Genomic DNA, 26,100 nt, shown 5'->3' with positions numbered 1-26,100 from the left:
GAGGTTTTTTTAGTTTACTCTTGGTTATTCGGATATGGGTAATGCGGCTGCTGCTGTACATAGGGTTGTTGGCGATAATGCTGATCATAACCCTGCGTATAGTACCCTTGCATCGGGTATGGCTGATAATTAAAGGCTTGTGTAGCTGGAGGCATTTGTGAAGATATCGGGATGGGTTGCGCCTGCATATGAGCGTATGGATTCATATTTGGCTGCATATTAGGATGCATATTTGGTTTAACATTGGCTTGCATATTTGGAGCCATATTAGGGGCCATATTAGGAGCCATATTGCTGCTGCCCATTACTTTATCTTCTTCGCAGCAGTCAGCAGGAGGGCCGATGAAGGTTCCAGGCTTGATTGGAGCTAAAGCTTCTTTTACCTTAGCTTCATTTAAGCAGTAAGTATGGGCTAATACATTTGCCGGGGTTTTGCTAAGAATATCCGAACCTAAGATAACCTCAGGAATAGGTGCGTCAAAAATCGCGAGCAGATGTGTATTATCGACAGTAGCTATCTCATAATGCCACCAGCCTTGCGGCACATTTGCCACTTGACCCGGACAAATCGGAAAATGCAGAAGTTCATTTGTGAACGGATTGATTAAAGATACTACCGCTGAACCGCAGATACAATACACAAGCTCTGCAGCATTTTGATGATAATGAGGTTCAACCACATTTGATTTGCTAAGAAAAATATCCAGCAGTGATATGTTCTCGAGCGTATTCAATTGTTTAACCGACAGCAAGTTAATGAAGTTGTTGGCATCTTTTTTAAAAAGTGTATTAGTGTTCACATCAAAAGTAAACTCTGTATTGGGGGACGTATAGTCCATGTATGAAGTCACTTTTTTTCCTACCTTTCTGTTGCTATAAATTTTTGCTTTCCCTAAACACAAGATATGCGTTTGCCTATGCCTAGGTGCGGAGATTCACTACTCCTGATAAAAATTCATCTTTCTTTTCTAAACGGGGCATCCTCTAAGTATTACACTCTCACCCCACATAGGAGGCACAGTATGAAATCGATTCGCACAAAAATAGTGTTAGCTTTATGTATCACTGTCTTTACAATTATGGGTTTCCAGCCTATGAATCTTAGCTCCACAGTTGAGGCCGCCAATAACAAAACAGCAGCGAAACAAGCGCCTCTTACATTCGTTCTAGTTCATGGGTCTTGGGCTACTGCTGGTTTTTGGGATCAAACGGCCGCCGCACTTCGCAGCTTAGGGCACACCGTCTATACTCCGGAATATGCCGGACATGGCGGGGACAAAAACAATAATGTAACGCATGCGCAAATCACACAGTCTGTTGTCGACTATATCAAGCAAAAAGACTTAAAGGATATCATTTTGCTCGGACATAGCTTTGGTGGTTCGGTGATCCAAACCGTCTCTCAGGAAGTACCAGATCGAATCAAACGTCTGGTATTCTTCGACGCCTTCGCACCGCTAGATGGGCAAAGTGTGGCGGACCAATTTCCAGCTGATTCGCTGAAGTACTTTGAACAGCTGAGAGATACTTCCGGCAATAACACCATAACGCTCCCCTTCCCTCTTTTCCGGGATACATTCGTCAACACCGCCAGTCTTGCGGAAGCGCAAGCTTTTTATAAACAAGCTCCTCCTGAGCCAGCAAGTCCACTTTTCGAAAAGCTTGATCTCAAGAAATTTTACAGTCTCCAGATCCCTAAAAGTTACCTTTATCTAACGGAGGACACCGCGATACCGCAAGGTCCATACGGATTCCACCCTACACAATCCAGTCATTTAGGCATCTTCCGCTTCATCGAGGGCAAAGGAGATCACATGACCACCGTTCGAACCGAACCCAAAATGCTGGCGGAATTAATGGTGAAGGCGGGAAGAGATTAGTCGCTTAACAGTTGGATAGTCTAGGTAGCTGTTGTGGCTTGGCTGGGGTTTTTGGCGCTGAGCTGGTGATTGAGCTGAGCTATGTGATGTGAGTTGGGCTATGCGATGCGAGCCGGGCTGATGACGCTGGGCCGGGCTATGCGATGTGAGTTGGGCTATGCGATGTGAGCTGAGCTGGCGGCTCGAGCTGCGCTTTGTGAGCAAGCTAGACTACTGACGCTGAGCTGGGCTATGTCATTCTGAGATAGCCTTGCTACTTTGAGCTGGCATTGTCACTCTGAGTTAGCCTTGCCACTCTGAACTGGCATTGTCACTCTGAGTTAGCCTTGCCACTCTGAACTGGCATTGCCACGCTGAACTGAACATTACGACTCTAAATACACTAGAGTTTGGCGGTGATCGGACCGAGGAGCTCTTATTTTCATAATTCCGGCGATTTAGCCTTGCTATCGGACTCAGATGCAGCTATTCACCCAAATTTATTCCTATAATGCGTGATTTTAGGGGAATAAGAGCCATACAGTCCGAAACTCTCGCCAGGACGACCATAATGCCAAAATAGCTGCAATACGGTCCGTAACGATGTCTGAAGCGCTGTCTCTTAAGTAATCAACAACTTAGGCTGATGATTTGTGACGCTGAGTTAGCCTTGCCACTTTGAGCTGCACTGTCACTCTGAGATAGCCTTGCTACTTTGAGCTGGCATTGTCACGCTGAACTGCACATTACGACTCTAAATACACTAGAGTTTGGCGGTGATCGGACCGAGGAGCTCTTATTTTCATAATTTCAGCGATTTAGCCATGCTATCGGACTCAGACGCAGCTATTCGCACAAATGTACTCCTATAATGCGTGATTTTAGGGGAATAAGAGCCATACAGTCCGAAACTCTCGCCAGAACGACCATAATGCTAAAATAGCTGCAATACGGTCCGTAACGATCGTGCAGTGCAGCAAAAATAGCTGCAATACGGTCCGTAACGATCTGTGAAGCGAGGTTTCTTAAATAATCACCAACGTAGGCTGATCATTTGTGACGCTGAGTTGGCATTGCCACTCTGGGCTGAACATTGTCACTGATCATTTGTAGAAAAACAGACCACGTGGACTGAACGATGTGCTTTCGAATCAAAAAAAGAGCAAGCGTATGGGCCCCCCCTACTACGCTTGCTCTTTTTCCTATCCATAACCAACCTACTTCCTAGGCAATCCGCCACGCGGCAGCTCGGGGTCCGATGTCACTCCGGTAATCACCCAGCTATTCTTCTCTTGCACAAGTGAGATTGTCAAAAGTATAGAAGGTGCTGGTCCACTTGAAGTCGCAGTATCCAGACGCATTTCTATGACCTCTGAATTCTTGTTAATTATCGTTTCTTTAGTGACCTCGTAGTTCGTGATCCAAGGGCTGGAGACACCCGTCACCCAGTTTAGTTCAACAAACCGCGGATACATAATCTTTTTGAAATCTTTGGAGAAGATCGAATATTGAATCGAGGCATTCCGATGCTGTAATCCGAACCCGTATAGCTCTGATGCTTGAATTGCAGAAGGTAATATAATGCGCCTAGACTCCGGAGCTGGCTTAGGCATAGCCGATAGCAGTTCTCCATTAACGTGAGTCATAGTAACGGGAGCTGATGCACCCATAGCCATTCCCGGCAGAAGCAACAATCCCGCAATTAGGGCAGTCGCCATTTTCATTTTGCTAATTAGAATCACCTCATTCGTAGCCTGTTCACTACATGTGAATTGAATCTAATTATTCCCCCACTTCACTCATAAATATGTACACGGTTTCCAAATCCACCAATAATGTATACCTCAATGAATTAAACTGGTAATATAAAATACAATGATACTACACAACCAGCAATTTCATTAAATTTTTATAGGAGTGTTCCCATGAAAAAAATCTTAAACATTTGTCTAGCAGCAGGTCTGCTACTCACTCTATCCGTCGCTACCTTGAATACAGCAAGCGCAGAATCCAAGGTCAAAACCTACAAAAACTGCACGGAGCTAAACAAAGATTACAAAGGTGGAGTTGCCATTTCCAGCTCAACCAAGAACAAAGGCGGCAAAACGAAATACAAACCCTACGTATCGAAAGAACTCTATAATGCCAATAAAAAAAGCGACCGTGACAAAGACGGAATCGCTTGTGAGAAATAGGCTTAGCCTTGCTCCACTATTTGCTTGAGCCTTAGATCCGGCGTGAAAAAGAGTCGGTAGCTCAGTACACTGAGCAGCATACTCGTTATGGCAGCAGAGGCAGTGAACGAGAACACAATTAATATCTGATAACGAACAGCTACTACAGGATCAGCGCCCGCGATGATCATTCCGGTCATCATTCCAGGGAGTTGAACAAGCCCAACCGTCTTCATACCGTCGATGGTAGGAATCATGCTGAATTTTACAGATCTTTTTCTAACTTCCTGGATCGCCTGTGGGATCGTTGCGCCAAGAGACAACAACGTTTCAATCTCCCCTTTGCTCTGCTGAATTTCATGCTTGATATGGTTAATGAACAACCCTGAAACCACCATAGCACTGCCAATGGTCATGCCGCTAATCGGAATGATATATTGTGGCGTAGCCTCAATGATATGTAAGCTGAGCAGAATGCCCATCATGAGCAGTTCCATAGTAGCAATCGCCAGTCCAATTCTCCAGACTAATCCGCGCAAGCCTTTGCCTCTTTTGGCTGCATTCCATGCGGCTACACTGATCATAAAGAGTATTATCACAATTACATAAATGACCTGATCCGATTTAAAAATAAATTGCAGCACATACCCCACCGCAAGCAATTGAATGGCCGACCGCACTGTGCCTACAATGATATCTTTTTCCAGTCCGAGCTTTTGCCACACGGAGACCAACATTGTCCCTAATACAAACAGAAGCGTGAAACTTAGTGCTGTATAACTCATAACAACGACGCTCCTTCCGAAGGCCGAACGAACCTTTTAGCCAATTCTTCCGCAGATTCAGCAAAAAAAGACTCGCTCACATGCTGTTCCAACCTGCCTTTTCCCATAAACCATGTAGTTGTGCTTATTCTGCTCGCCTGCTTAAGATCATGAGTGACCCAAATCATCGAAGTGCCTTCTTCCTTATGCCAATCCTCTAGTAGCTTTTCAACCATTTGAGTGCTGTTGACATCGAGCGAAGCGGTGATTTCATCGAGCAATAATACCGTAGGTCGGAGCAGCAAGGAGCGAATCAAAGAAATCCGCTGCTTTTCACCACCCGAACAATCTGCCGCTTTTTTGCTTAAATCCAAATGCTCCAGCCCCAATTGCCCAATTAGTCGCTGCACTAGTTTAAGATCATAAGGTTTGTCATGCAGTCTGCTGACAGTTCTTAAATTATCCTCCACACTGCCAGACAGCATGACCGCTTGTTGTGCTACAAACCCTATTTTCATCCTCCATAATCTCGCATCCATACTTTTATATGAAGTCCCCTTTACCAACATATCTCCCTCATCCGGAGCATCCAAGAGAGCCAGGATTCTAAGGAGTGTACTTTTCCCTTGGCCAGAGGCACCAATCAATGCGATGCGGTCCGATTCAGCTATGTCTGCGGAGATCTCCGAGAAAAGATATTTCGAAGTTTGCTCGTTACTTTTCCAGTTAAGTTTTGCAAGTCTCTGAATCTCAAAAATACTACTCAATCCCCTACCTCCTAATACCATCCGCTAAAATAGCATACCGTCTAGTATTATAGCATTTCAGCTATAAAAAAGAGAAAGACATCCAGTTTCAGGACGTCTTTCCCTATTCGAACTATTGCATTTTATTGATTAAAACGGGCCACAACAAACACCGCAGGTGAATTCCAATAGATCGTCACTTCATTCGTAGAATAGCTAAGCTCATGATCGACAAAGCACTGCGCAGCTGGTTTTCCTTGTAAATGCTCAACTACATATTCATCATGCAGCCCACGATCTGGCCCCCCTGACACCAATCCCGGCACCGGATCAGCCACATGGTCACCTACAGAAGGGCGATGATGCGGATTCATCACGGCATGATCCCCAAACCCGGTAACATAGCTGATATCCAGAACGTTACGCCCCATCAGATAATGTAGATGATCTAAGGCACAGTCCGCAAAACTGGAGTCCCCACTAAAATATTCAGCCGCCAGCAGCAGCATTGCATTGTTCATTACTAGCATATTGCTGCCCCAGATATAGTCCTCCTCTTTTAAGGAGATCCTATAGCCCTCCTCACGACTCTGTTCCGCTAATCGTTGTGCCTCAGCAACAAGCCCTTCTTTTAACGAGGCATATAAAGCACGGTCTGCTTGCTCCTCACCATTTAACAGATAAGCGATAGTGCCATAGCCCCCCATATCACCCCAGCCTAAACTGTATTTTGGAAAAGTCAGCTGCACTAGCTGCAGAACAGCTTGATGATACTCCTCTTTCCCTGTCGTACGATACAGCTCCGCCGCTGCCCAATACCGCTCGTCCTTATCGACTCCATCCCCGTATTCTCCAGTGCTAATCTCAGGCGGATTCGTAAAACCGGGTACATCTGGATGCTGTACAAGCCATTCCCATGCTGCCCCCGCAGCATCCAGACATTTCCGCGCATAAGCAGCATCAAAAGGCTTGTACACTCTTGCAGCCATAGCCATAACACCAGCAAAATCCCCAGTTGCAGTAGCAGATATTGGTGAGAAGTACAGATCTGCTGTATCGTCCTCAGGCATAACATCCAGACCAGGAAAGCTTAACGTAGTCAATTTATGGTATACACCACCTGTTGCGGAGTCTTGCATTTTAAACAACCAATCGAGCTCCACCTTGCATTCCAGCAGCACATCTGGCGTAGATCCATCACTTTCAGGCAATGGGATAGCGCTTACAAAAGCCGAGGGATATAATTCATAGGCAAGCAGCATATCCGCGATAGCTTTCGCTCCGGGACCGCTATATTTTCCATAATCACCTGCATCATGCCAGCCACCCGAACAGTCTAGTTGAAGATCCGGTTGCCCATATACAATCCCTTTTGCGGTATGGCACGCCTTGTGCTTCCAATCTCCAGCATATTCTTCAGTCAACTCAACGCCACAGCGATAATAATAGAAAGCTTTCAGCAAGCCCTGTTGAAGCTCATGATAAGGCTGATCTGAGATTGTAAAGGATGCCGAAGCTACACCCTCGCTCTGCTCAATCCGATATCTTCCCTCAGTATTGACCTCCGAGAAATCACCTGTGTGCAAAGTTACTCCACTGGCTTTATCAAATCTTCTAGCATCTGAACTACCTTTGAACACAATAGTCCCACTATCAACATCAACTACCTGAAAATCATGCTCAGTACCTGTAAATACTGCGATCTTTTGTCCATCCAGCGGATATCCGATTTGATTCACAGTAATGGTGCGAAGTGTACGCTCGCTCATCTTCATTCTCCTTTTATGTAAAAATGATGAAGCTGAAGTAACCATTCTCTTCTAGTTGAGAATACTCTATTCTAGTTATCTATAGCAATGATGTATACAAGAAAAAACCTAGAGTCACCCGAAAGGAAACGGATAACTCTAGGTGGACAAAACAGTTTATTTGTCGTCAAGCAGTTTAATAAAGTTAGCTGGAAGTGTGAACTGCTTATTATGAACCACTATACGGCGAAGCTCTTCCTCGAAGGAGCTAAGATCATCTTCATCATCGTCTTTGATTTCCTTTATATCCCGGTGCAGACGCTCCATTTGCAGATCAAGGGCATGAGCGGCATCCGCCGCATTTTTAAGTTCACGAGTCATACTCTCAGGTACTGATTTATTATATTTATAAAAGATTTTATGTTCGAGGCTTGCCCAGAAATCCATAGCAATGGTACGAATTTGAACTTCTACACAAACAAGCTCCTGGCGATCGGACATAAAAACAGGGACTTGAATCAGCAAGTGAAGACTCTGATATCCGTTAGGTTTAGGGTTCTTAATATAATCCTTTACCTCAAGGACCGTTAGATCATCCTGCTTCTGAAGCATCTCACTAACATGATAGATATCAGAGATAAAAGAACAGGTGATCCGCAGACCAGCGATGTCTTTAATACAATTTTTCACTGAATCCAGCGATAATTCACCATTTTTGCGCAGCATCTTGTTCATGATACTTTCTGGAGACTTAATACGCGATTTGGTATGTTCAATTGGGCTGTAATCATGCAGAGACTGAAACTCCTGTTTTAGGATCTCAATCTTCGTTTCCATCTCATCCAATGCAAATTTATAAATTAACATGAAACGAGTGATATCGTGCTTAAGCTTCTTAAATTGTTCGATTTGATTCTCGGGGGTCATTATCTCATTTCTCCTCTTGTAGCGTTTCTCTATATTTATCATAGCCAATCCACTAGTGAATTTCAAATTCAGCGGTAATGTAGCCATAATCCAAACCTCACACTTCGTTTGATTACGTACCTTTTGCGCCGCGAATCCACTTGCGAAGTCGCTATAGGACCCAGTTGACCTTATACACAGTATAATCCCATAATCGGGATGCTATCGAACTCCATAATCGCTATTGGCAAAAAAACACAAAATATGAACCTCTTCATAAGAAATAACGTCACTGGAGTCCGAAACCCTGCTCAAACGGAGATAAACCTAAGAACCAAACCCATGATGCCCAAGAAACTAAAGTAACCTAAATAACGAAACTAGCCAAAGACCCTCAATATGTTACGGACCGTATTGCAGCTATTTGCGCTTTTTGGTCATTTTTACAGAAGTATCGGACCGTATAGCTCTTATCACCATGTAACAGTGCTGAATCGGTGTGGTTATGAGTATATAGCTGCAATATAGTCCGATAGCTCGCCTAAAACGTTCGAAATGGAGAAATAAGGTCAGCTGAGTCCGATCCATCGGAAAAGTGTGTTCACAAGCATGGGGGATAGTTCAAATCGCGCGAGAACCCAAAGTAACCTAAGTGCAAATAACGCCTTCTGAGTCCGAACGCTCAGCGGTAAAGGTCATGCAGAAACTAATGCCTGATTTCGGTTGGTTTACGTCCAGATCACAGTGTACCCGAGTACCCGATCATTAAACTGAAAGTTTCATTATTCAGTTGAGCTGTTTCCACTTTTGCTCAAGCGTTTGCGGAACATACTCCTTCAAAAGAGTCAAGAGTTCCAACGGCTCGTTGGATACGTTTAGCAGACTTAGATGCGAAGAATTAGAGAAGCCTTCTTGGATACTGTTATGTATCAGATTCATCAGAGGATCAAAATAATTCCTGATATTTAGAACCCCTACCGGCTTCTTGTGTATGCCAATTTGTGACCAGCACAAAACCTCAAAGAGCTCCTCATACGTTCCAAACCCTCCAGGCAAAGCAATAAAGCCATCTGCCAGCTCTCCCATTTTTGCTTTACGGCCATGCATATCCTCTACTTCTATCAACTGCGTTAACTCTCTATGTACCATTTCCCCATTAAATAATCCTCTAGGCATTACCCCGATTACCTCGCCTCCACCATTCAAAACAGCATTAGCGACCTCACCCATTAATCCGATTTTTGAACCACCGTAAATTAAACGATAATTATGCATAGCCATGTAGTTACCAAGTTCAACAGCTTTAGCTTTATAATCCTCATGCACCCCTAAATTCGATCCTGCGAAAACACATATTGATTTCAAAATCTCATCTCCAAACTATATATTGATAATGTCCGCTATCTAATATACTATATGTTGGAGTATAAATCATGTGAAAGATTAAGGAGTGCTACATAATATGGAAATTAATGATGTGCAGAAATGGATTAATCATTTTTATGGAGAACGAGGCTGGACTACTTATGGTCCTTTTATAAGAGTCGGATTCTTAATGGAAGAGACCGGTGAAGTCGCGCGAGCTGTTCGCTCCTATGAAATCGGCAGAGATCGACCGGATGAATCGACTCGTACTCCAGAGCAACTGAAAAACGACTTGATTGAGGAAATCGGGGATGTTCTCGGAAATATCGCATTGTTAGCCGACTTATATGGCATCACATTAGAAGAAGCTTTTACTGCACATAAAGAAAAATTAGTGAAACGATTTAATTCCTAGGGACGAAGTAATCCTAGAAAAAATAGGACTACAATCGGCAAGACCGAATTGTAGCCCTTCTTTATTTTACTCTTTAAGCCCTGTTAAGCTTTACCGCCTAAAGTATGATTCGAAATGGCTTTGATTATTGTTTCCCAATCATCCGGGTAGACTTCGTGGCCCGTTCCTTCCAGGCTTAGAAGCGACGCATTAGGAATTTCCGCCGCAAGCGCCAAGCCATGCTCTATAGGAAGCACCGTGTCTTCTGTGCCGTGGATAACCAAGGTAGGAACCATGATATTTTTTGCCTTGCCCTCGTAGTCGTCATCCCCTGTAAGAAGAGAATGATTAAACATGCTAAGCAAGTTGTTGGCACGTTTTATTTCCAGCCTTACTTGTTTATACGCTCTTTTCTCATCGAATTTATGTTTTGAACCACAGAGTATGCCGGAACCTGAAACCAAATAATTGGCTACCTCTTCCTCATTAGACCAATCCAGTGTTGCTCCATTTGCATGGAATGCGAGGATCCGCTCATCCATAGGAGGCAAGTTCCGATCATTATCGTCAGATTCGAAAAAACTTGATGCGATCAAGGTTAAGGTTAGAACTTTTTGCGGATGACGTGTAGCAAGGACTTGCGCAATCATTCCGCCTAAGGACATTCCAACGATATTTGCCTGTTCTATATTATAGGCGTCTAGTAACCCAGCAGCATCATTTGCCATGTCCATCACGGTATAATTGGAACTCCCAGGCTCATAAACAACGGAACGTCCGACATCCCGGTTATCATAACGAATAACGTAACGTCCGGTATCTGCTAATCGCTGACAGAACTCTTCATCCCAATAAACCATAGAACAGGTGGCACCCATAATCAGCAATATCGCAGGATTGCTAGGATTTCCAAAACTTTCCGAACATATATCAATTCCGTTTACTTTTACTATTTTTTCGCTCATTGTTCATTCCTCATTTCATTCGAATTTTATCAATGAATGCACAGTTAAATAAGACTCAATACATTTTCAAAAAAATGGATGATGTCATCATTGAATTGCACCTCAAATTAACGTAAACGAATGAATTTGATAATCACGATAAGCACTCTCCTATTCCATATTGAAGGGTTTTTAACCCAATTTCGATTATAACACAAAAAAGCTATCCCCTGATTTTACGGATCAGGGAGATAGCCTCCTATTTATCGCCACAAAAATATTCGTTAAATAAATACTTCTTCAACAGTCAAATTACGCTCTTTAGATAAGTCTCTGAACGTAGTCTCATTTATTTTTACCAGAGGTTTGAAAATATCCAACGGATTATTCATAATAATCGTACCTTGCTCACCATTGCTAAGCTGAACGCTCTTACCCACAAAATTCGGCAATAAATGTCCGATCAGAGCTTGTACCGCATTTCCATTCAGCTTGCCAAATCCAAGCTCATGTACCTTGCGCAGAACGTTAATCAGGCCTTGTTTTGGTTGATTCGCTCTTCCTAAGGTCATGCCTACATAAGTATTTGCAACAGCAACAATCTGCGTATACGGATGCAAGTCCTGTTTACGGAGATTGTTAGGATAACCTGTACCATCCTCGAATTCATGATGCTGAAGCGCCACTAGTGCGGTCTTTTCGTCATTCATCGATTTAAGGATAATGTCGTATCCATACGTAGTATGACGTTTTAGTTCTTCTGATTCTTCGGGAGTTAAGTTATCCGTCTTATTTAAGATATGTGGAGCAATCTGGCTTTTTCCGATATCGTGCAAATAACCGGCTCTACTAATCTCAAATCTTTCGGCTTTTGTATGACCTAACCAAGTCGCTATGTAAAACGATAACAGTCCGACCTGCAATGAATGATTGTATGTACTGATATCATCACGTTCCAGCAGCAATAATAAAGAAACGACATCCTTTTGTTCATCCAATTTCTCCAGCAATGGCTGCAGCGTATTATCAACATCCGACTGCGTAAAGCTACCCTTGCTGAGTGCTTCCAGAAATATAGATTCATAGTTTTGGATGGCTTGATCAAAATTACCATCTATCCCTTGTGCCACATTCATTTCTTCATTATCCAGCACCATCATGCGTGGTTCAATATCGACATAATCAATCTGATGCCTCATCAGGATGGTGATTTCTTCTCCGTAGACCACTGTCCCCTTCGGAAGCACGTGTAGGCCAACACTATTGAATGTATCTGTGATTAGACAATCGCCATGTTTGAGATCTGTGACATGAGCTTTCAAAATTCAGCACCCCTTACTATATGTAGGTATATTTTACCTTAAGGATAGCTAAATTCTTCCAAAGTAACAATATGGTTAAAGACTCATTAAAGCACTCGGTTAGTTCAAAAGACCCCCGCGACTTCAGCACCCCTAAATCTATTTTTAGAGATTAAGCCTTACATTTATCCGTCTTACACACTACCTAAAAGGGATTGCTAAATTCAGCGATTACTTTCCCAATCAACTTATCCTTCGACACAAATGGAGTATCCCACAGATGAGCATCATAGCTTATATTCCGGTTATCTCCGAGAAAAAAATAATAATCGGCGGGTACCGTAACCGGTCCAAAAGTGTAATCCATCTGTTCATTGAGGTAAGGTTCGTTAACCTTCGCTCCGTTTCGGTAAAGTGCGCCATCTTTAATTTCCAAGGTATCTCCAGGCAGCCCCATTAGCCTTTTTACATATCTTTTATTCTCATCACCAGCTACAGGTGGCGTAAATACAACAATATCTCCATGCTCCAGTGTGGTCATCCATAACATTTTCTCAACAATTAAGCGATCATTGATTTGAATCGTTGGGATCATAGAGCCCGTTGGAACTCTCATGGCTTCAGCAACATAGGTTCTAACAAACAAAGAAATAACCACTGCGATCACAATACTCGGCAACCATTGCTTCATAAATTTCAACATTATTGCTCACCTCACATTCATTTTATAGAGTCAAACTTTTTTTAGCTGGTTCATATTCAGTTCATATTGTCGTCATGTATAGTTCATCTTCATCGGGTAAGCTTTCTTTAGCAACTCATTAAGATAGCTAGAATAAAGCGATTAGAACAGGAGAAGATGCGATTGAAACCAGAAGAAGAGGTTATTAAAAAAAGGATGAATAAACCGCTGAAAATTATACTTATTTCCTTAGGGGCTTTAGCTACTGCAATAGTACTTTTTCTAGTGACTGTTTTTGTCGCTAATATTTTCCTCAATAAATCGGACCAAGCTAAAATAAAACCCTATGGTCAGTCTGTAAGCGTCGATGGTAAAAATATGAACGTTTTGATTCAAGGAAAGGGTGAAGAGACAGTCGTGCTCTTACCTGGTTATGGAACGGTGGCACCGGGACTTGATTTTAAGCTGTTAATAGATGAACTATCTCCATTTTACAAAGTTGTCGTGATTGAGCCTTTCGGTTATGGATTAAGTGATAGAACTGAAAAAGAGCGAACCACAGAAAACATTGTGAGTGAAATTCATGAAGCTGTAAAGCAGCTTAATATTGACCGTTATATTCTAATGGCACACTCTATTTCCGGTATGTACAGTTTGAATTATGTGAACAAATATCCAAACGAAGTGAGTGCATTTGTCGGGATTGATAATAGTATTGCAACGGAAGACAGAATAGGTGTTAAAATACCAACAGGAAAATTAAAACTACTTAGAGAATCAGGCTTGGGCAGATTGTTATTTAAATCAAGTGGAAATCCCTATGCTGAATTGCCGTTTGATGATGAAACTAAAGAACAATTGAGATTGCTTACGCTTAGAAACACTTATAATTACACTAACTTAAATGAAGTGGAACATATGTCTTCTAATTATAAAGGGGCTCTAAATTCAACTTTTCCAAAGGATCTCCCCCTTTTGCTCTTTGTTCAAGGGGATGATACTCTCTTAAAAGATTGGATATCATTGCATGAAGAGCAAGTCAAAAATTCCGTACAAGGAAAATTGGTAAAACTTGATGCAGGACATTATCTGCACCATACCAAATCAAAAGAAATCGCCGAAAATTTTAAGACATTTATGGAAGAAATAAAATAAAAAGCGTTTCTTCTATTCTCCATGCTGCGGTCATCATGTGCAAGTTTCCTTGCATTTCATGACGCAGCATTTTTTCCTTAGTATTTAAATCTCGAACCGCTCAATAATTCGATTCATTTCCCCATCAACATCAATTGAAGTATTCTTAGGAATATGAATGACGAACAAACCGCCAAAGATCAACTCACATTTGCCTTCATTCTCTATAATTCTATGTTTAAAAGCTGCAATGGCCGTTGAATCAACAGCTTCTTTACTAAGCAGCCAAGCGTATCTTTTGAAAGGAGATTTCTGAACAGTCTCTTGGTAATAATAGACTCCATTTTCTTCCTTCACCTGTATAATATCTCCCATTGTAACAGCCGGATTAAAAATCGGTGTCTCTTCAATTCGAAATTTATCTTTGCCAAATGGAGTAACATCGAGGATTTCTATTTCACGGCCATCTGCGTTGAAGCAGATATGGATTCCGGACGATTCTAGCATCGGCACACCTCTATCCTTGTTCAATATCTAATCTTGTTCATTCTAAATAACACAAAACAAAGTAAATACATTAGGCTCGTAATCCCGAACAACCTAAAGATTCCCGGTGTTAATAACATATATAAACTGTAGGGAAAACTCCAGATAAATGCAAGCAGCATTAGCCGACTTCTGTTTAAAAAGACACCTATTGCTAATAACCCCGCCGGTAATAACAACATAATTATACTAATCACAAGAGTGGAGCGATTCGTAATCTCAGCATAAGGATTGATGAATATAAAAATTAGCCATAAAAAAACGGTCATCAAACTGGACACATAACCTATTAGTTTAATGATTGTTAAATTTATGGATGACTCCATCCTATCACCTCAATTCTTTCGCAATAATTCTCTCCAGCCACTTCCATGGAAGCAGCGTTTTGCCTAAGATTAAGATTCGCGTACCTTTGCCGATAGGATAACGTAGCCGTGGTGCCTTCATTTCGGTAATACGACCGATAAGATTAGCTACTTGACTAGGGTCAGGCGCTGTCTCAGCAGTATGTTTGGAATATCGTAGCACAGCGTCAAGACGCGCTTTATACGGAGAATCCTCCTTACGTCGAATTTGCTCCATGCCTTTTCCCCATATAGGTGTTCGGAAGGAGCCCGGTTCAATTAATACCACCCTTATTCCATAAGGGGACATTTCATGACGCAGGCTTTCGCTGAAGCCTTCAACAGCAAATTTAGAAGCTGCATAAGGCGCATAACCTGGAAATCCGGATAATCCACTTACACTTCCCACATTAATAATCGTGCCGCTCTGCTGTTCTCGCATAATGGGCAGCACAGCTGTTGTCACAGCCACTAATCCAAAAAAGTTCGTCTCCATTTGCCGCCGCCATTCCTCCATAGATATTTCTTCTATGAAACCGCCAATGGCAAAACCTGCATTATTGACTAGAACATCAATTCTTCCAAATGTTTCGTGTACTGAAGATATTGCTGTCTCTATAGAATCGCTGTCAGTTACATCCATGGTCATTAAATGAAGCTGCTTTAAAATTCCTGCCTGTTCTGCCTGCTGCACCAGCTCGCCTTTACGGCTTAAATCACGCATGGTTGCTATCACCTTAAACCCCTGTCCAGCTAATTTGAGCGCTGTCAGCAGTCCAAATCCACTGGAGGTTCCGGTAATCAGGGCCACACGATCGTGCCCATACTCTAGATGTGAACTCATATTTACTCCCCTTTGTATTTCACAATTACAAAAACAAGCACAAATGTTCTATTGTTCATTGACTATCCATTAATTTCAAGTTATAGTAAGAGCATCTTTTATATTTCTGTGCGGGAGAAGCACCTCGCAAGACAGGCGTCAATGCCTATCTTGGAGGTGCTTTTTTGCGTATATTAACTAATTCATTAAGGAGCTGAGAGGAATGTTTAAGCCAAAAAACACCGTCAGATGTAGAACGAACATTTTCAGAATTAGGGATTTAAAATGGATGGCTCAAGTAGTGCTGGTAGCAGCTTTCTTAACCTGTAACCTCACACTTGTGTCTGCTGCTACTGGCTGGGATTCCGCGCTGGATGACATTAACAGTCTTCATGGTAATTATACCGCGCTTCAAGCCACCCTCAAGACAGATAACTCAAAAATTCAGAAGTTACGCAAACAGAATAATGACGCTCTGAAATCTATTCGTACCGTCATACAGTCAACAGATCAAGCACTGTTAAGCCGCTTATCTTCAGAAGCTAGCTCAGTTCAGAAGAAACATGCTCCCCTTCTGGAACAATACAGCACACTCAGTAAACAGTCTACCGCAGCCAAGAAAGCTAAAGACTTGAAAACAGTCACATTGCTGGACCTGAAGCGTAATAAACTAAAGGCTGCTGTAACCCTCGCCCGAGCCGAAATTAAGACAAAGACAACCGCTTTGGCAGCCGCTCGCAAGCAAACCGCTGCTAAGCTTAAACCCGTCAAAGATGCGTTGGCACCCATCACTGCTTTAAAGAAACAAATAACTGCCGAGAGTAAGAATCTCGCTGCCACGCAGAAAGTACGCGCGGAAGCTGACAAACAATATAAAGCAGCTGTTAAGCAAGGAGATGCAGTTAGAGCCGCCACAGAATTGAAATCATCCTATGAGCAAATGAAACGAATTCATTCCATGCAGCAGAATATTTACAGCTGGGAACAGAAGACTTCGCTAGCACTACGAGCAGCAGAATCTAAACTTCCCTAATGATTATGATTCGCCCCCACCGGCTCAAATCAGCTTCACTAACATACTAATTAATTGGGCTGCAGGCACAATTAGGAGCTGAGCAAATATAGTGCCTACAAATCGTGAACCCATCAATACCACATATATTTTTCCTAGCTGATCACGGTATTCTACATTTTCAGTAGCCTTATGGGTAATAAGACCAAGCTGTGGGTCGATAAATATGGTCAGCAGAATAGTCGCCATACCGTTAATCAGTCCGGAAGCTTGAGAAGCAGTCGTGCTATATTGAGGCATTAGATGAGCAGCGTACAAAGATGATATGACACCTACGGTGTAAAAGGCTGTCACAAAAACATTCATCACAATAAAACGTTTAGGAATCCCCAGGTATCTGAAGTTATATAGATTCACTTTTGGTTTTCTTATGTATTTTCTGGTGTTCTTTAGTTGCCCGATCGTCACACTGGTAAGCAGTTTTGGGATAGAACCTTCGATTTCAAGCTTAGAGATGATTCTCCCAAACAAGCCTACAAAGGTAGGGAACACAGCAATGGCAATTAAAGTCCCTAATGAAGAAGCCAATAATATAATTCTCAAGTAATTAAGAAGTGGAAAATCGGAATGTATTTTGGCATAATCTACGAATTTAGCCGTCAGTGGAGCTTGGATCATATTTGCAGTTCTTGAGACGAGAACAATAATGCCTGTGAGAGATAACGCAATGGCTATCTTGTTCAGCTTCACTCCGGCGTATCGTACCGAATACGATAAGGTTTCTGCCGTGTGAATAATCATCGTAAGCAAGCATACCACAATCAAACTATTTACCATTTAAAGGTTCCTCTCCAATAAACACTATTTATTATTTCGGTGCACCTTTTGGTGAAAGTATTGATCCAATCCATAACAAAGGGCAATGCCCACTAAATATCTAACAAGGTCGATCCACAGGAATCCTTTTCCGAGAATTAGACCACCCAATACTGTAGAACGGATGCTGTTGATCCACTCCGCTTGATACAGCTGGCTAAATTCTATGCCGAAGCTAAACACCAAACTCCATACAAAGGCGAGCCTTAGCTTTTGATTTACCAGTAGAACCCGAAACATAAAATAAACCATACTGCCCCAAAGCGCATCTCCGAAATGTCTAGATACAAACAAAGGCAGCTGATCCGTGAATACTCTAGTGCTTAACCCCAATACAATAACAACGAGGCAGATACAAATATAAAAAAGTCTTTCTTTCAGATCATTGATCCTCATTTCCAACCTCTATCCAGCTTCTGACTTAAAATTGATGCTTGCGATAATACTAATCATTGCGATATAAAACGGATAAATAATCATGACCCCTATTATGATCAGTCCTGTTACCGGTGCAGGTTTATCTGCAGGTTCTGTGATTGGGAACCAGGTTGCGAATAAACTAATGAATAGAATCAAATAGGGAAACCATAGGATCGTAGTGAAATACATGGATTTTTTTCCGCTCAAATATTTTTTTGTAAGCCAAATAAATACTATAGAAGATAATAAAAATAAAACAAGCTTGAGGATAAACAGCAAGGTATCTACTTTTCCCAGCTCCAAGCCGGAAATTCTGCTGATTCGATAAATATTCAATGGCAGCTCTATTACAACAAACAACATAAAGGCATAAAGTACGCTTAGTGCATTCAGCTTTATAAAATATTTCATCTGTTCAGCACTTCGGAGTCCCACAGCCGCTCCACATGGGTAAGCTCCAATTCTTCAAATTCCAGCTTGTAAATATCCGGCTTGGAAGTTTGTTCAAAGAACTCATATCCATACTTCTTATCGAAGTAGTTCAGGATAATGGTCATGATATTCCCATGCGTACCTAATGCGATTTTTCCGCCTTTATGCTGTTGAATTAATTGCTTGATAACAGGAATTGCACGCTCTTGTGCTTCCTGGGTACTCTCTCCATCCGGCATTTTATATTGCTTGTCGCTGAACGATGTCCGAATGCCCTGCAGAAAATCATCTTCACTGATTTCAATCTCGACACTTCCAATTGCTCGTTCTCTGAGTTCTTCATACAGTTCAATCTCTTGGTTCGAAGCTTCTGCCAAATATTTAATTGTCTCTACGGCTCGTCTATATGGGCTGGATACAAAATATGTAATTTCCTCCTCCGTCAAAAGCTCTTTGATTCTATAAGCGTCTGCGTGTCCTTTTTCGGATAATCCCCGTTCCCGCTCATTCCCTAATACAAAAGGTGACACTGCATGTCTAACCATATAAATGTATGTCTTCATGAGGCACTCCTCTCAGTCACTCAAATATCGTTGCAGTCTTCTCTCGGTCTTTTATAAAAATCTCTCTAGGATAAAGAATTGCAATCTCTGGCAGCTCGTTCTCTTTGAAAAATTTAAATTCTTCGATCTCCCCATCTATAGCTCTAAGCGTTCCTCTGATAATAGAGCACTCAAATACAATAACCGTATATTCTACCTGACCGCCATTACTATATTCGTATCTATATTTCGCTCCACCAAAAACACCTAAAATCGACGTAGGATGAACCATCAACCCTGTCTCTTCATATACCTCTCTGCGTAAGGTTCTTCCGGGACGCTCCCCTGGCTCAATCGCTCCCGCAGGCAATCCCCACAAAGATTCTCCTGGCTTGCGGATGAACAGAATCTCATCCTCTTTATTTCTTACTACTGCAGCTACGGAAGGCATCATTAATAATTCTGAGCCCACTTTCCTACGAATCCCTTGATAGTACTCAGACATCGGCATATTGATCATCCATCCTCTCCGTAAATGGGTTTATAATCTTTCTTTTAAAAAGCTGATCACGTTTATTTTCTCACCGTCTGGCTGAACATTACATTGAGATAACTCGACATTAAACCGCTCACCTGTCTCTATTAGTTCAATCGCTTGGCATACATATTCGATCTTCCCAGGACTACTACTCCATGCATCTCTTGTATCATCCTTTACCCAATGAAGCTCTTTACCATTAGAATAGAAATCATGAATTAACCGTCCACTATCCGTGGTTGGCTCAATCAACATCAGGTTATCTCCTTTACCTTCACTAAACCTTTGAACGGTTTCTTTCATCCTGTTTAAATCTTTTTGATCAAAATGTATTAAAATATCATCATGTTTAGACTCATCTGAGCCTGTCTCACCTAGATCGGCCGCCAACACGCCTACAAGCACAGCAATCATAAATAACTGCACAATGATTATCCATGTTCTAAATTTCATAGTTCCCCCTAAATTCTTTCCTTGGACTTCCCAAAAACCCACTATATGTATATTAGACATCACTATGAAGGAATCCTTTAGATTTCACAATATGCATAGCCATGGACAAAAAAAGCTTCCGAACTCAAAAAATGCTGAGCTCCGGAAGCAGTTACAATGAGGTGAGACTTAGTGTTTACCTTTTGTGCCAGCAAGCTGTACGATCATAATGACAAGAACGAGCAAAGCAATGAGCTGATCAATACTCATCTGCGTCCGCCTCCTATCCCAAATGAAGGATGGCTCATCGGACGGCATTTCCTCTCCCAAGGACACTGCTTCGTTCCCCTTATACACACTATGTATCCTACAGCCTATTTATTACTTAAAGAATGCCCTGCCCGTCCGTACGTGCGAGTTCCTGCTCGACTTCATCCAGCTGATCTTCGCCAAATACTTTAAACCCATTTTTCCTCAACAGCTCCGTAGTGGTGCCCTCTCCCGGTGCTTTCGTATCCTTAAAGGTTCCATCATAAATATACAGGCTTCCGCATGAAGGACTGTCTTGTTTTAAAATAGCTAATGCAACCTGATGCTCCCTAGCCAGCTTTAGTGTGGCTTGAGCCCCCTTCATAAATGGCTCCGTAACATTAACGCCTGCCCCCGTCACTACCCGATCTCCTTGCCGCTGTGCGTCAGGACGAGGGGTTGGCAAACCTCCCACTACCTCTGGACAAATATGGACAAAACGCCCTTCCTCATACCACTTTAGGAATCGGGCATCGAGACACGGAACATCGCCATTATCATAACGTACTTTATGCCCTAACAGACATGCGCTCACTAGAATCTTCCCTGTCATCGTTATCGCCACCAGTCCGTCTAGTATTTAATATATTGCTATATTATTTATGACTAGAAACGGATATGCAATATCGAAATGCCTGTCCACGAAATGTTTGTGCTTGATACACAAAAGAAGACTCGTAGTACACATATAGAAAACCATTATTTCTGATATTGAGGGGTTTTCTCCATCCGATACCGGCTCCAGCAGGTCCATAATAAATCCGCCATAAAGTAGAACCCCACGATCGGAAGCACGAATTTCCAAATAGGCTGAACACCCGAATATAAAAGCTCCATAAGCGGCTGAATTACATACACACTAGCTACTGAAAGCCCCCACCAATATAGAGAAAAACGCAGGCAAATATGCCCTTGCAGTTGATAAGACATTCCTGAGTAATCCCACCATTGCTTATGGAATACCGTTTTTAACAGCCAACCGCTTATAAATTCCACAGCAGAAGGAATGATTAGCGCAAGAAATAGGAAAAGCGGAAGTGGCAGCGTCAAATCTCTAGCAATCAATAGCAATAGTGGAGCAAAGCCGTACATCGGCTTAAATGGACCTTTTAGAAATCCTTCTTTGCGAAAGCTTCCATTACTGTATAGATTATAGGTCCCTTCCAATACCCAACCTAAAAAGGAATAGACCATAAAATAAAAAAAGTATTGGCCCACCACAGTAACTGCTATATCTCCACTTAACGAAAATATAGGAATAATCATGACCTAATCTCGCCTCCCGTTGTCATTATTTTCTTAGTTGTCCATCCGGCCCTATTATGTCTTGATCGTTCTGGAAATATGCGCACAAAAAAAGACATAACCCAAAAGGTTATGCCTCCATTCCAGAATTCCAGGAGTAAAAGTCTCCCACTTGTTACCTTCTAATTATTTATGCTCTTCTTCATGAGGTGTCGTCAGCAACTGATCGTCGTTTGGTTTCTTCAGTGCATCCATCTTAAGCTCACTGCGTACGCCAAAGTTTGAACCGTACTTTTTCTCAAAGTTTCCTGCGAGAGCCTCACCACGTTTTTGCCGGTAACGGCTGTTCTCATTCCGACTACGCATTCCATTTCCTCCCTGTTGGCAAAGATCTGTGAAATTTGCGAAAAGCTAAGACGAACTTGGAGAAAACACTCTGATGAGGTTGTACTTTTATTTATTATACAATACTTACTATAATCATCAACAAAAACAGACTGTCCCCTAAAGGACAGCCTGTCTTCCGAATCATTTACTCCAAATTATCCGGAAGCGGATCTGGGTGTGAGGATTCAGCAGGTTTGGCTACCCACTCATCTGCCTCTGGCTCGATGTCTACACCGTTCTCCATCTTCTTAATTTCAGCTAATGAATCGCCTTCTTTATTTTCCTTGTTGCGGATTTCCGCTTCATCTTGTGTGTGATCGGACATGTGAAATCCTCCTCAGGTGCTTTGCTTTTTTTGTTCCTTAGTTATAGTTACCCGATGGAGTGTTTTGCAAACATAGTCCAATTAAAAGAATAATTTAAGGGTACATCATCCACGCTACAAGTGGGCCGATACAAGAGCCAACTACGGCGCAAACAGTCATCGCAACCGAGCTCATCGAAACGGATTGTTCACCATATTCCAAGGCCTTTGCTGTTCCTAGAGCATGTGAAGCGGTTCCTAGACCAATTCCGATTCCAACCTCACTACGAATTCTAAACAGTTTGATGATAAAAGGTCCGCCAATCGCACCTGTAAATCCAGCAATCATAACAAATACAGAGGTTAAAGAAGAGTCCCCACCTAAGCTGTTCGAGATCTGTATCGCTACAGGTGTAGTGATCGATTTAGGTAATAAAGATAAAACATATAATTTAGAGAAGCCTAGACCTGCCGCCAAAAGCAGTCCACTAAACATCCCTATAAGCAGACCTACAATGGCTCCGCCCAGAATTGCCGGGAGATTCTCAATCAACACATTACGTTGTTTATATAATGGGTAGGCTAACGATACTACAGCAGGACCGAGCAGCTGATTAATCCATTTGCCGCCTATCATATATGTATCATACGGAATATGAAAATATAGTAGTAAAGTTACAACAATCACTGTTGCTGTAAGCGCGGGAATAAGTACAGGAATACGAAATCGTCTATATACTACTGACATCATCAAATAAATAGCTACGTTAAGCAGTACAATACCTGTTGCGATAAAAAACATTATATTTCCTTCCCCTTTTCGCTTAGTCTCTTGCCGCTCCATCCCGCTTTCAGCTTGTTGTTTACGCTAGTAAGCCATTGGCTAGAATGTGCAGCTGCGGCAATCGTGAGAACACTGCTAACGATAAGGATTAGGATTAATAGTAAACCTCTACCACTAAAGATATCCATATGATTCACGATCCCAGCTGTCGCTGGAATAAAAAATAACGGAAGATAAGCTAATATCGTTGTAGCACCCTCTTCAATCCACTTCACAGGCACGACCCTGAATAACAATAGAACAAAAAGTAACAGTAATCCTACGATACTCCCGGAAACGGGGAGATGCAGTTGCTTTTGCAGATAGTCCCCAGCCAAGTAGAACAAATATAGCAGGAACACTTGGATAATAATGCGAATGATTTTCATGATGCAGGATCCCTTCATTATTAAGTTAAAGCGATAGCGCTAATATGGAGTCACCTTCATAAGGGTATCAGAGTTTTCATGAAACTTTCAATTAATTTTTGAATCTTATAAGAAATATCGCAAAAAAACCTGCAAAATCCCCAGAATACAGAGACTTTACAGGCTCAAAGATTAAGATTCAATTTCGTTAAACCCACTGAATTACTTGCTCTGCACCTTGACGCGTCTTACCACGTGGTTCATTCAGGCGATATCCGAAAGCTGCCATACAGGAGATTCCAAAATGCTCAGCGTCCAAAATCCCTTCTTCTTCCAGAATCTGCTCAACCTTAGCTTTATCAAAACCTTCCATTGGGCAGGAGTCGATCCCGATTAACGCAGCTGAAGTCAGCATATTCCCAAGCGCCAGATAAGTCTGCCGGCAGCTCCATTCGAACATTGCCCGCTCATTCTCCATCAGTCCGAAATCAACCTTCAAAAACTTATCAAAAACTTTACGTTTTCCTTCCATTCCTTGCGGAGGCAACTCCTGCACATTCTCCATGATCCCTTTAATATAATCGGAGTCAGCAGCCATATCTTTAGGAAGACGTGAGAGAATAAGCACAAAATGGCTTGCGGTTGCCAATTGCTTTTGTGCGCCCCAGGCATAAGGACGTAATTTTTCACGTACTTCCGGACTTTGTACTACCACAAAACGCCAAGGCTCGAATCCGAATGAACTTGGTGACAATCGTCCAGTTTCCAGAATAAATTGAAAGTCCGATTCACTAATTTTTTTATGGCTATCGAATTCTTTAGTTGCATGTCTGAACTGATATGCAGACAGGATTTCATTCTTGTTTAACGATAAAGTATCCATGAGTAACACTCCCTTTACTTGATTAGCATCGACGAGCATTTGACTGTTTGCCGATCACATGCTTAATATTAGTGTATATATCACTTCTTTAAAAGTACGCACAATAATGTTATGTAGTATACAAAATGATACCATGGGAGTTGAACAGCTATGCGTGACCGAAAAGGTGGCTTCGGAAATTTCCCGGAAAGCAACAAAGAAGCTTGCCCTGTAGAATTCACACTGGACGTTATAGGAGGCAAATGGAAAGGAATTCTCATCTATCACTTGATTGATGGCACGAAACGTTTTAACGAATTCCGCCGGATCTGCCCGGGCATTACCCAACGTATGCTGACCCTGCAACTAAGAGAGTTGGAAGAGGATGGGGTTGTACACCGTGAGGTCTACCATCAGGTTCCCCCAAAAGTCGAATACTCTTTAACTGAATTCGGCAAGACACTGATTCCTATTATTAAACTCATGAAAGATTGGGGCGAGGTGTACAAAACAAAACAGCTTTCCGCAGAAAGCTGTCCTGAAGGTACAGATATTACGGTGTAGCTCAATGCTGCACCTTTTATTTTTCCCCATTAAAAAACGCTGCAGCTTTTTCCTTATGTTCGTTGGTTACCTGACCGGATATCGCTTTAATGCCTGCTGCGATAATCGCTGCATCATCTGTAAATCCAAGGCCTAGAATCGCATCGGGTATAGCATCTATAGGAGAAATAAAATAAGCCAATGCACCGAAAGCAATTCCTTTCGCCCATAAAGGTGTTTTAGCGTCGACGGCACAATAATACATTGCGATAGCATCTTTAGTAAATGGAATTTTGCCTGCGAACTTTTTAGTTTTCGTCCAAAAATTTTGCGTTACCATTTCCTCATTTTCTTTGCTATATGGAAATTCCTCTGCAGTGAGCTCCATGCTATTCTTGACCTTATCCTTCTTCATTGCCGGTTCCCTCCGAAAGGTTCATATGACGTACATACCTAAAGTATTCCCTCAATTGAGGTTTATATCTTTAAGATAAACTAAAGTCCGTATCCTGAACCTACTTACGATTAATTGATCGCTTTGATTTTCGTTAAATCGCTGCTGCATAACACTTCAAGATTCTTAAAGATTCGCTCAGCATCCCAATCCCACCACTTCAGCGCTTCAAGATATTCGATCATTTCATCATCAAAACGTTGTCTGATCACTTTGCAGGGATTTCCTCCAGCTACACTATACGCCGGAATATCCTTTACAACTGTAGAATTGGCTGCGATAACTGCTCCGTTTCCAATATGCACACCTGGCATAACCGTAACATTTTGTCCAATCCAAACATCGTTTCCGATGACTGTATCACCTTTTAGCGGCAGATCTTTTAAATCCGGGACCGCCTGTTCCCAGCCATGGGCCATGATATTAAACGGATAGGTCGAAACCGAATTCATCCGGTGGTTGGCACCATTCATGACAAATTCAATGCCTTTGGCAATCGCGCAGAATTTTCCAATAATAAGCTTATCGCCAATAAAATCATAATGATGAGTCACACGTTCCTCAAACTTCTCTGCACCGTTTATATCATCATAATAGGTATAATCGCCAACAATGATATTGTCTCTTGTAATCGCATTTTTTATATAGCAGATACTTTTAATTTGTTCATTGGGATAGAGCGTATTCGGGTTCGGTCCATATTGTTTCATAGTTTGCGCCTCGCTCTCTTTTGGATAAAACATAGCAGAGATCAGAGCTGAATTCAAATCATGTACGATTCATAAACATAAAAAAGCGGCTACCTGCCGGTAACCGCCTATCT

General features: G+C 42.0%; 34 protein-coding genes. 6 read left to right on the top strand and 28 right to left on the bottom strand.

The window, feature by feature from the left end; genetic code table 11:
* Positions 1-14 precede the first annotated feature (14 nt).
* Positions 15-851: a cupin domain-containing protein gene (locus tag MHI32_RS11445; protein ID WP_081392460.1), complete on the bottom strand. Its 837-nt coding sequence runs from the start codon at positions 849-851 to the stop codon at positions 15-17.
* 171 nt (positions 852-1,022) lie between these two features.
* Here MHI32_RS11445 and MHI32_RS11440 point away from each other — a divergent pair, with 171 nt between their 5' ends.
* On the top strand, positions 1,023-1,880 hold the full coding sequence (locus MHI32_RS11440) for an alpha/beta hydrolase (RefSeq protein ID WP_081392461.1): 858 nt from the start codon (positions 1,023-1,025) through the stop codon (positions 1,878-1,880).
* A gap of 1,196 nt (positions 1,881-3,076) precedes the next feature.
* Here MHI32_RS11440 and MHI32_RS11435 read toward each other — a convergent pair.
* Positions 3,077-3,583 (bottom strand): hypothetical protein, encoded by a 507-nt coding sequence (locus MHI32_RS11435; protein WP_036689814.1) that lies wholly within the window; start codon positions 3,581-3,583, stop codon positions 3,077-3,079.
* Between the two features lie 201 nt (positions 3,584-3,784).
* Here MHI32_RS11435 and MHI32_RS11430 point away from each other — a divergent pair, with 201 nt between their 5' ends.
* Positions 3,785-4,054: an excalibur calcium-binding domain-containing protein gene (locus tag MHI32_RS11430; RefSeq protein WP_076187014.1), complete on the top strand. Its 270-nt coding sequence runs from the start codon at positions 3,785-3,787 to the stop codon at positions 4,052-4,054.
* 2 nt (positions 4,055-4,056) lie between these two features.
* Here the strand turns inward: MHI32_RS11430 and fetB are convergent, their stop codons facing one another.
* From fetB to MHI32_RS11405, 5 genes are all read right to left on the bottom strand, one after another.
* Positions 4,057-4,818, bottom strand: coding sequence for an iron export ABC transporter permease subunit FetB (fetB, locus tag MHI32_RS11425; RefSeq protein ID WP_076193865.1), 762 nt, complete (start codon positions 4,816-4,818; stop codon positions 4,057-4,059).
* Entirely contained in the window at positions 4,815-5,564 is a 750-nt protein-coding gene (locus MHI32_RS11420) for an ATP-binding cassette domain-containing protein (RefSeq protein ID WP_254847623.1), read from the bottom strand. Before MHI32_RS11420 ends, fetB begins: the two co-directional genes overlap by 4 nt.
* Positions 5,565-5,686: 122 nt before the next feature.
* Positions 5,687-7,312, bottom strand: a complete 1,626-nt coding sequence (locus tag MHI32_RS11415; protein WP_340012361.1) for a glycoside hydrolase family 9 protein — start codon at positions 7,310-7,312, stop codon at positions 5,687-5,689.
* 156 nt (positions 7,313-7,468) lie between these two features.
* Positions 7,469-8,218 carry a GTP pyrophosphokinase family protein gene (locus MHI32_RS11410; RefSeq protein ID WP_076130330.1) on the bottom strand — a complete coding sequence of 250 codons (750 nt, stop codon included), beginning with the start codon at positions 8,216-8,218 and terminating at the stop codon, positions 7,469-7,471.
* 765 nt (positions 8,219-8,983) lie between these two features.
* Positions 8,984-9,562, bottom strand: coding sequence for a TIGR00730 family Rossman fold protein (locus MHI32_RS11405; protein WP_076193859.1), 579 nt, complete (start codon positions 9,560-9,562; stop codon positions 8,984-8,986).
* A 97-nt stretch (positions 9,563-9,659) separates the two neighbouring features.
* On the opposite strand from MHI32_RS11405, the gene MHI32_RS11400 reads away from it, so the two are divergent.
* Positions 9,660-9,977: a MazG-like family protein gene (locus MHI32_RS11400; RefSeq protein ID WP_076130332.1), complete on the top strand. Its 318-nt coding sequence runs from the start codon at positions 9,660-9,662 to the stop codon at positions 9,975-9,977.
* Between the two features lie 83 nt (positions 9,978-10,060).
* Here MHI32_RS11400 and MHI32_RS11395 read toward each other — a convergent pair whose 3' ends face one another.
* The 3 genes from MHI32_RS11395 to lepB all read right to left on the bottom strand — a co-directional run bounded on the left by MHI32_RS11395 (position 10,061) and on the right by lepB (position 12,904).
* On the bottom strand, positions 10,061-10,921 hold the full coding sequence (locus MHI32_RS11395; RefSeq protein WP_340012359.1) for an alpha/beta hydrolase: 861 nt from the start codon (positions 10,919-10,921) through the stop codon (positions 10,061-10,063).
* A gap of 263 nt (positions 10,922-11,184) precedes the next feature.
* Positions 11,185-12,222: an HD domain-containing phosphohydrolase gene (locus tag MHI32_RS11390; RefSeq protein ID WP_076130334.1), complete on the bottom strand. Its 1,038-nt coding sequence runs from the start codon at positions 12,220-12,222 to the stop codon at positions 11,185-11,187.
* Between the two features lie 184 nt (positions 12,223-12,406).
* Positions 12,407-12,904: a signal peptidase I gene (gene lepB, locus MHI32_RS11385; protein ID WP_340012358.1), complete on the bottom strand. Its 498-nt coding sequence runs from the start codon at positions 12,902-12,904 to the stop codon at positions 12,407-12,409.
* A gap of 156 nt (positions 12,905-13,060) precedes the next feature.
* Here lepB and MHI32_RS11380 point away from each other — a divergent pair, with 156 nt between their 5' ends.
* Positions 13,061-14,038 (top strand): alpha/beta hydrolase, encoded by a 978-nt coding sequence (locus MHI32_RS11380; RefSeq protein WP_076187003.1) that lies wholly within the window; start codon positions 13,061-13,063, stop codon positions 14,036-14,038.
* An 84-nt stretch (positions 14,039-14,122) separates the two neighbouring features.
* Here MHI32_RS11380 and MHI32_RS11375 read toward each other — a convergent pair whose 3' ends face one another.
* Both MHI32_RS11375 and MHI32_RS11370 read right to left on the bottom strand, forming a co-directional pair.
* Entirely contained in the window at positions 14,123-14,524 is a 402-nt protein-coding gene (locus MHI32_RS11375; protein WP_076130337.1) for a DUF4265 domain-containing protein, read from the bottom strand.
* Positions 14,525-14,893: 369 nt separating this feature from the next.
* Positions 14,894-15,751 (bottom strand): SDR family oxidoreductase, encoded by an 858-nt coding sequence (locus tag MHI32_RS11370; RefSeq protein WP_076130339.1) that lies wholly within the window; start codon positions 15,749-15,751, stop codon positions 14,894-14,896.
* Positions 15,752-15,953: 202 nt separating this feature from the next.
* Between MHI32_RS11370 and MHI32_RS11365 the strand changes: the two genes are divergently transcribed.
* Entirely contained in the window at positions 15,954-16,763 is an 810-nt protein-coding gene (locus MHI32_RS11365; RefSeq protein WP_143759902.1) for a hypothetical protein, read from the top strand.
* A gap of 24 nt (positions 16,764-16,787) precedes the next feature.
* Here the strand turns inward: MHI32_RS11365 and MHI32_RS11360 are convergent, their stop codons facing one another.
* The 14 genes from MHI32_RS11360 to MHI32_RS11295 all read right to left on the bottom strand — a co-directional run bounded on the left by MHI32_RS11360 (position 16,788) and on the right by MHI32_RS11295 (position 24,301).
* The gene (locus tag MHI32_RS11360) at positions 16,788-17,579 is read right to left on the bottom strand and encodes a lipid II flippase Amj family protein (RefSeq protein ID WP_036689792.1); all 792 of its coding nucleotides are present in this window, start codon (positions 17,577-17,579) and stop codon (positions 16,788-16,790) included.
* A gap of 24 nt (positions 17,580-17,603) precedes the next feature.
* The gene (locus tag MHI32_RS11355) at positions 17,604-18,014 is read right to left on the bottom strand and encodes a DUF2809 domain-containing protein (RefSeq protein ID WP_076218742.1); all 411 of its coding nucleotides are present in this window, start codon (positions 18,012-18,014) and stop codon (positions 17,604-17,606) included.
* Between the two features lie 9 nt (positions 18,015-18,023).
* Positions 18,024-18,449: a hypothetical protein gene (locus MHI32_RS11350; RefSeq protein WP_076309915.1), complete on the bottom strand. Its 426-nt coding sequence runs from the start codon at positions 18,447-18,449 to the stop codon at positions 18,024-18,026.
* Positions 18,446-19,033 carry a histidine phosphatase family protein gene (locus MHI32_RS11345; RefSeq protein ID WP_076218744.1) on the bottom strand — a complete coding sequence of 196 codons (588 nt, stop codon included), beginning with the start codon at positions 19,031-19,033 and terminating at the stop codon, positions 18,446-18,448. The genes MHI32_RS11350 and MHI32_RS11345 overlap by 4 nt, the downstream gene beginning before the upstream one ends.
* 16 nt (positions 19,034-19,049) lie before the next feature.
* Positions 19,050-19,523 carry an NUDIX domain-containing protein gene (locus MHI32_RS11340; protein ID WP_076218756.1) on the bottom strand — a complete coding sequence of 158 codons (474 nt, stop codon included), beginning with the start codon at positions 19,521-19,523 and terminating at the stop codon, positions 19,050-19,052.
* A gap of 30 nt (positions 19,524-19,553) precedes the next feature.
* On the bottom strand, positions 19,554-20,003 hold the full coding sequence (locus MHI32_RS11335) for a DUF4362 domain-containing protein (protein WP_076130343.1): 450 nt from the start codon (positions 20,001-20,003) through the stop codon (positions 19,554-19,556).
* Positions 20,004-20,171: 168 nt separating this feature from the next.
* Complete coding sequence (locus tag MHI32_RS11330; RefSeq protein ID WP_155288116.1) at positions 20,172-20,318, bottom strand: hypothetical protein; 147 nt, start codon at positions 20,316-20,318, stop codon at positions 20,172-20,174.
* A gap of 49 nt (positions 20,319-20,367) precedes the next feature.
* Positions 20,368-20,844 (bottom strand): DUF523 domain-containing protein, encoded by a 477-nt coding sequence (locus tag MHI32_RS11325; protein WP_339190572.1) that lies wholly within the window; start codon positions 20,842-20,844, stop codon positions 20,368-20,370.
* Between the two features lie 146 nt (positions 20,845-20,990).
* Positions 20,991-21,557 carry a putative ABC transporter permease gene (locus tag MHI32_RS11320; RefSeq protein ID WP_036689784.1) on the bottom strand — a complete coding sequence of 189 codons (567 nt, stop codon included), beginning with the start codon at positions 21,555-21,557 and terminating at the stop codon, positions 20,991-20,993.
* Positions 21,558-21,722: 165 nt separating this feature from the next.
* Entirely contained in the window at positions 21,723-21,902 is a 180-nt protein-coding gene (locus MHI32_RS11315; RefSeq protein ID WP_076218748.1) for a hypothetical protein, read from the bottom strand.
* A gap of 166 nt (positions 21,903-22,068) precedes the next feature.
* Positions 22,069-22,248: a hypothetical protein gene (locus MHI32_RS11310; RefSeq protein ID WP_036689781.1), complete on the bottom strand. Its 180-nt coding sequence runs from the start codon at positions 22,246-22,248 to the stop codon at positions 22,069-22,071.
* A gap of 94 nt (positions 22,249-22,342) precedes the next feature.
* The gene (locus tag MHI32_RS11305) at positions 22,343-23,029 is read right to left on the bottom strand and encodes an LrgB family protein (RefSeq protein ID WP_076130346.1); all 687 of its coding nucleotides are present in this window, start codon (positions 23,027-23,029) and stop codon (positions 22,343-22,345) included.
* Entirely contained in the window at positions 23,029-23,439 is a 411-nt protein-coding gene (locus tag MHI32_RS11300; protein ID WP_036689778.1) for a CidA/LrgA family holin-like protein, read from the bottom strand. Before MHI32_RS11300 ends, MHI32_RS11305 begins: the two co-directional genes overlap by 1 nt.
* A 187-nt stretch (positions 23,440-23,626) precedes the next feature.
* Positions 23,627-24,301 (bottom strand): NAD(P)H-dependent oxidoreductase, encoded by a 675-nt coding sequence (locus MHI32_RS11295; protein WP_076130347.1) that lies wholly within the window; start codon positions 24,299-24,301, stop codon positions 23,627-23,629.
* Between the two features lie 150 nt (positions 24,302-24,451).
* Here MHI32_RS11295 and MHI32_RS11290 point away from each other — a divergent pair, with 150 nt between their 5' ends.
* Positions 24,452-24,844 carry a helix-turn-helix domain-containing protein gene (locus MHI32_RS11290; protein ID WP_076130348.1) on the top strand — a complete coding sequence of 131 codons (393 nt, stop codon included), beginning with the start codon at positions 24,452-24,454 and terminating at the stop codon, positions 24,842-24,844.
* A 16-nt stretch (positions 24,845-24,860) separates the two neighbouring features.
* Here the strand turns inward: MHI32_RS11290 and MHI32_RS11285 are convergent, their stop codons facing one another.
* Both MHI32_RS11285 and MHI32_RS11280 read right to left on the bottom strand, forming a co-directional pair.
* Positions 24,861-25,238 carry a YkvA family protein gene (locus tag MHI32_RS11285; RefSeq protein ID WP_081383451.1) on the bottom strand — a complete coding sequence of 126 codons (378 nt, stop codon included), beginning with the start codon at positions 25,236-25,238 and terminating at the stop codon, positions 24,861-24,863.
* Between the two features lie 110 nt (positions 25,239-25,348).
* The gene (locus MHI32_RS11280) at positions 25,349-25,987 is read right to left on the bottom strand and encodes a Vat family streptogramin A O-acetyltransferase (protein WP_076130349.1); all 639 of its coding nucleotides are present in this window, start codon (positions 25,985-25,987) and stop codon (positions 25,349-25,351) included.
* Positions 25,988-26,100: the final 113 nt, after the last annotated feature.

This window comes from Paenibacillus sp. FSL H7-0690 (assembly GCF_037980415.1).
Taxonomy (GTDB): domain Bacteria; phylum Bacillota; class Bacilli; order Paenibacillales; family Paenibacillaceae; genus Paenibacillus_AQ; species Paenibacillus_AQ odorifer.
Note: the sequence above shows the minus strand (reverse complement) of the source record. Positions and strands in the feature narration are given on the sequence as shown.

Bases quoted from the DNA above. Each gene is read 5' to 3' on its own strand.
- MHI32_RS11300 (WP_036689778.1), bottom strand. From the start codon at position 23,439: ATGAAAATCATTCGCATTATTATCCAAGTGTTCCTGCTATATTTGTTC.
- MHI32_RS11440 (WP_081392461.1), top strand. From the start codon at position 1,023: ATGAAATCGATTCGCACAAAAATAGTGTTAGCTTTATGTATCACTGTC.
- MHI32_RS11345 (WP_076218744.1), bottom strand. From the start codon at position 19,033: ATGAAGACATACATTTATATGGTTAGACATGCAGTGTCACCTTTTGTA.
- MHI32_RS11310 (WP_036689781.1), bottom strand. From the start codon at position 22,248: ATGTCCGATCACACACAAGATGAAGCGGAAATCCGCAACAAGGAAAAT.
- MHI32_RS11290 (WP_076130348.1), top strand. From the start codon at position 24,452: ATGCGTGACCGAAAAGGTGGCTTCGGAAATTTCCCGGAAAGCAACAAA.
- fetB (WP_076193865.1), bottom strand. From the start codon at position 4,818: ATGAGTTATACAGCACTAAGTTTCACGCTTCTGTTTGTATTAGGGACA.
- MHI32_RS11340 (WP_076218756.1), bottom strand. From the start codon at position 19,523: ATGCCGATGTCTGAGTACTATCAAGGGATTCGTAGGAAAGTGGGCTCA.
- MHI32_RS11370 (WP_076130339.1), bottom strand. From the start codon at position 15,751: ATGAGTTCACATCTAGAGTATGGGCACGATCGTGTGGCCCTGATTACC.
- MHI32_RS11335 (WP_076130343.1), bottom strand. From the start codon at position 20,003: ATGAAATTTAGAACATGGATAATCATTGTGCAGTTATTTATGATTGCT.
- MHI32_RS11400 (WP_076130332.1), top strand. From the start codon at position 9,660: ATGGAAATTAATGATGTGCAGAAATGGATTAATCATTTTTATGGAGAA.
- MHI32_RS11280 (WP_076130349.1), bottom strand. From the start codon at position 25,987: ATGAAACAATATGGACCGAACCCGAATACGCTCTATCCCAATGAACAA.
- MHI32_RS11350 (WP_076309915.1), bottom strand. From the start codon at position 18,449: ATGAAATATTTTATAAAGCTGAATGCACTAAGCGTACTTTATGCCTTT.
- MHI32_RS11295 (WP_076130347.1), bottom strand. From the start codon at position 24,301: ATGGATACTTTATCGTTAAACAAGAATGAAATCCTGTCTGCATATCAG.
- MHI32_RS11410 (WP_076130330.1), bottom strand. From the start codon at position 8,218: ATGACCCCCGAGAATCAAATCGAACAATTTAAGAAGCTTAAGCACGAT.
- MHI32_RS11315 (WP_076218748.1), bottom strand. From the start codon at position 21,902: ATGCGTAGTCGGAATGAGAACAGCCGTTACCGGCAAAAACGTGGTGAG.
- MHI32_RS11375 (WP_076130337.1), bottom strand. From the start codon at position 14,524: ATGCTAGAATCGTCCGGAATCCATATCTGCTTCAACGCAGATGGCCGT.
- MHI32_RS11360 (WP_036689792.1), bottom strand. From the start codon at position 17,579: ATGGTAAATAGTTTGATTGTGGTATGCTTGCTTACGATGATTATTCAC.
- MHI32_RS11325 (WP_339190572.1), bottom strand. From the start codon at position 20,844: ATGACAGGGAAGATTCTAGTGAGCGCATGTCTGTTAGGGCATAAAGTA.
- MHI32_RS11305 (WP_076130346.1), bottom strand. From the start codon at position 23,029: ATGTTTTTTATCGCAACAGGTATTGTACTGCTTAACGTAGCTATTTAT.
- MHI32_RS11355 (WP_076218742.1), bottom strand. From the start codon at position 18,014: ATGAGGATCAATGATCTGAAAGAAAGACTTTTTTATATTTGTATCTGC.
- MHI32_RS11320 (WP_036689784.1), bottom strand. From the start codon at position 21,557: ATGATTATTCCTATATTTTCGTTAAGTGGAGATATAGCAGTTACTGTG.
- MHI32_RS11430 (WP_076187014.1), top strand. From the start codon at position 3,785: ATGAAAAAAATCTTAAACATTTGTCTAGCAGCAGGTCTGCTACTCACT.
- MHI32_RS11285 (WP_081383451.1), bottom strand. From the start codon at position 25,238: ATGAAGAAGGATAAGGTCAAGAATAGCATGGAGCTCACTGCAGAGGAA.
- MHI32_RS11395 (WP_340012359.1), bottom strand. From the start codon at position 10,921: ATGAGCGAAAAAATAGTAAAAGTAAACGGAATTGATATATGTTCGGAA.
- MHI32_RS11435 (WP_036689814.1), bottom strand. From the start codon at position 3,583: ATGAAAATGGCGACTGCCCTAATTGCGGGATTGTTGCTTCTGCCGGGA.
- MHI32_RS11380 (WP_076187003.1), top strand. From the start codon at position 13,061: ATGCGATTGAAACCAGAAGAAGAGGTTATTAAAAAAAGGATGAATAAA.
- MHI32_RS11415 (WP_340012361.1), bottom strand. From the start codon at position 7,312: ATGAGCGAGCGTACACTTCGCACCATTACTGTGAATCAAATCGGATAT.
- lepB (WP_340012358.1), bottom strand. From the start codon at position 12,904: ATGTTGAAATTTATGAAGCAATGGTTGCCGAGTATTGTGATCGCAGTG.
- MHI32_RS11365 (WP_143759902.1), top strand. From the start codon at position 15,954: ATGTTTAAGCCAAAAAACACCGTCAGATGTAGAACGAACATTTTCAGA.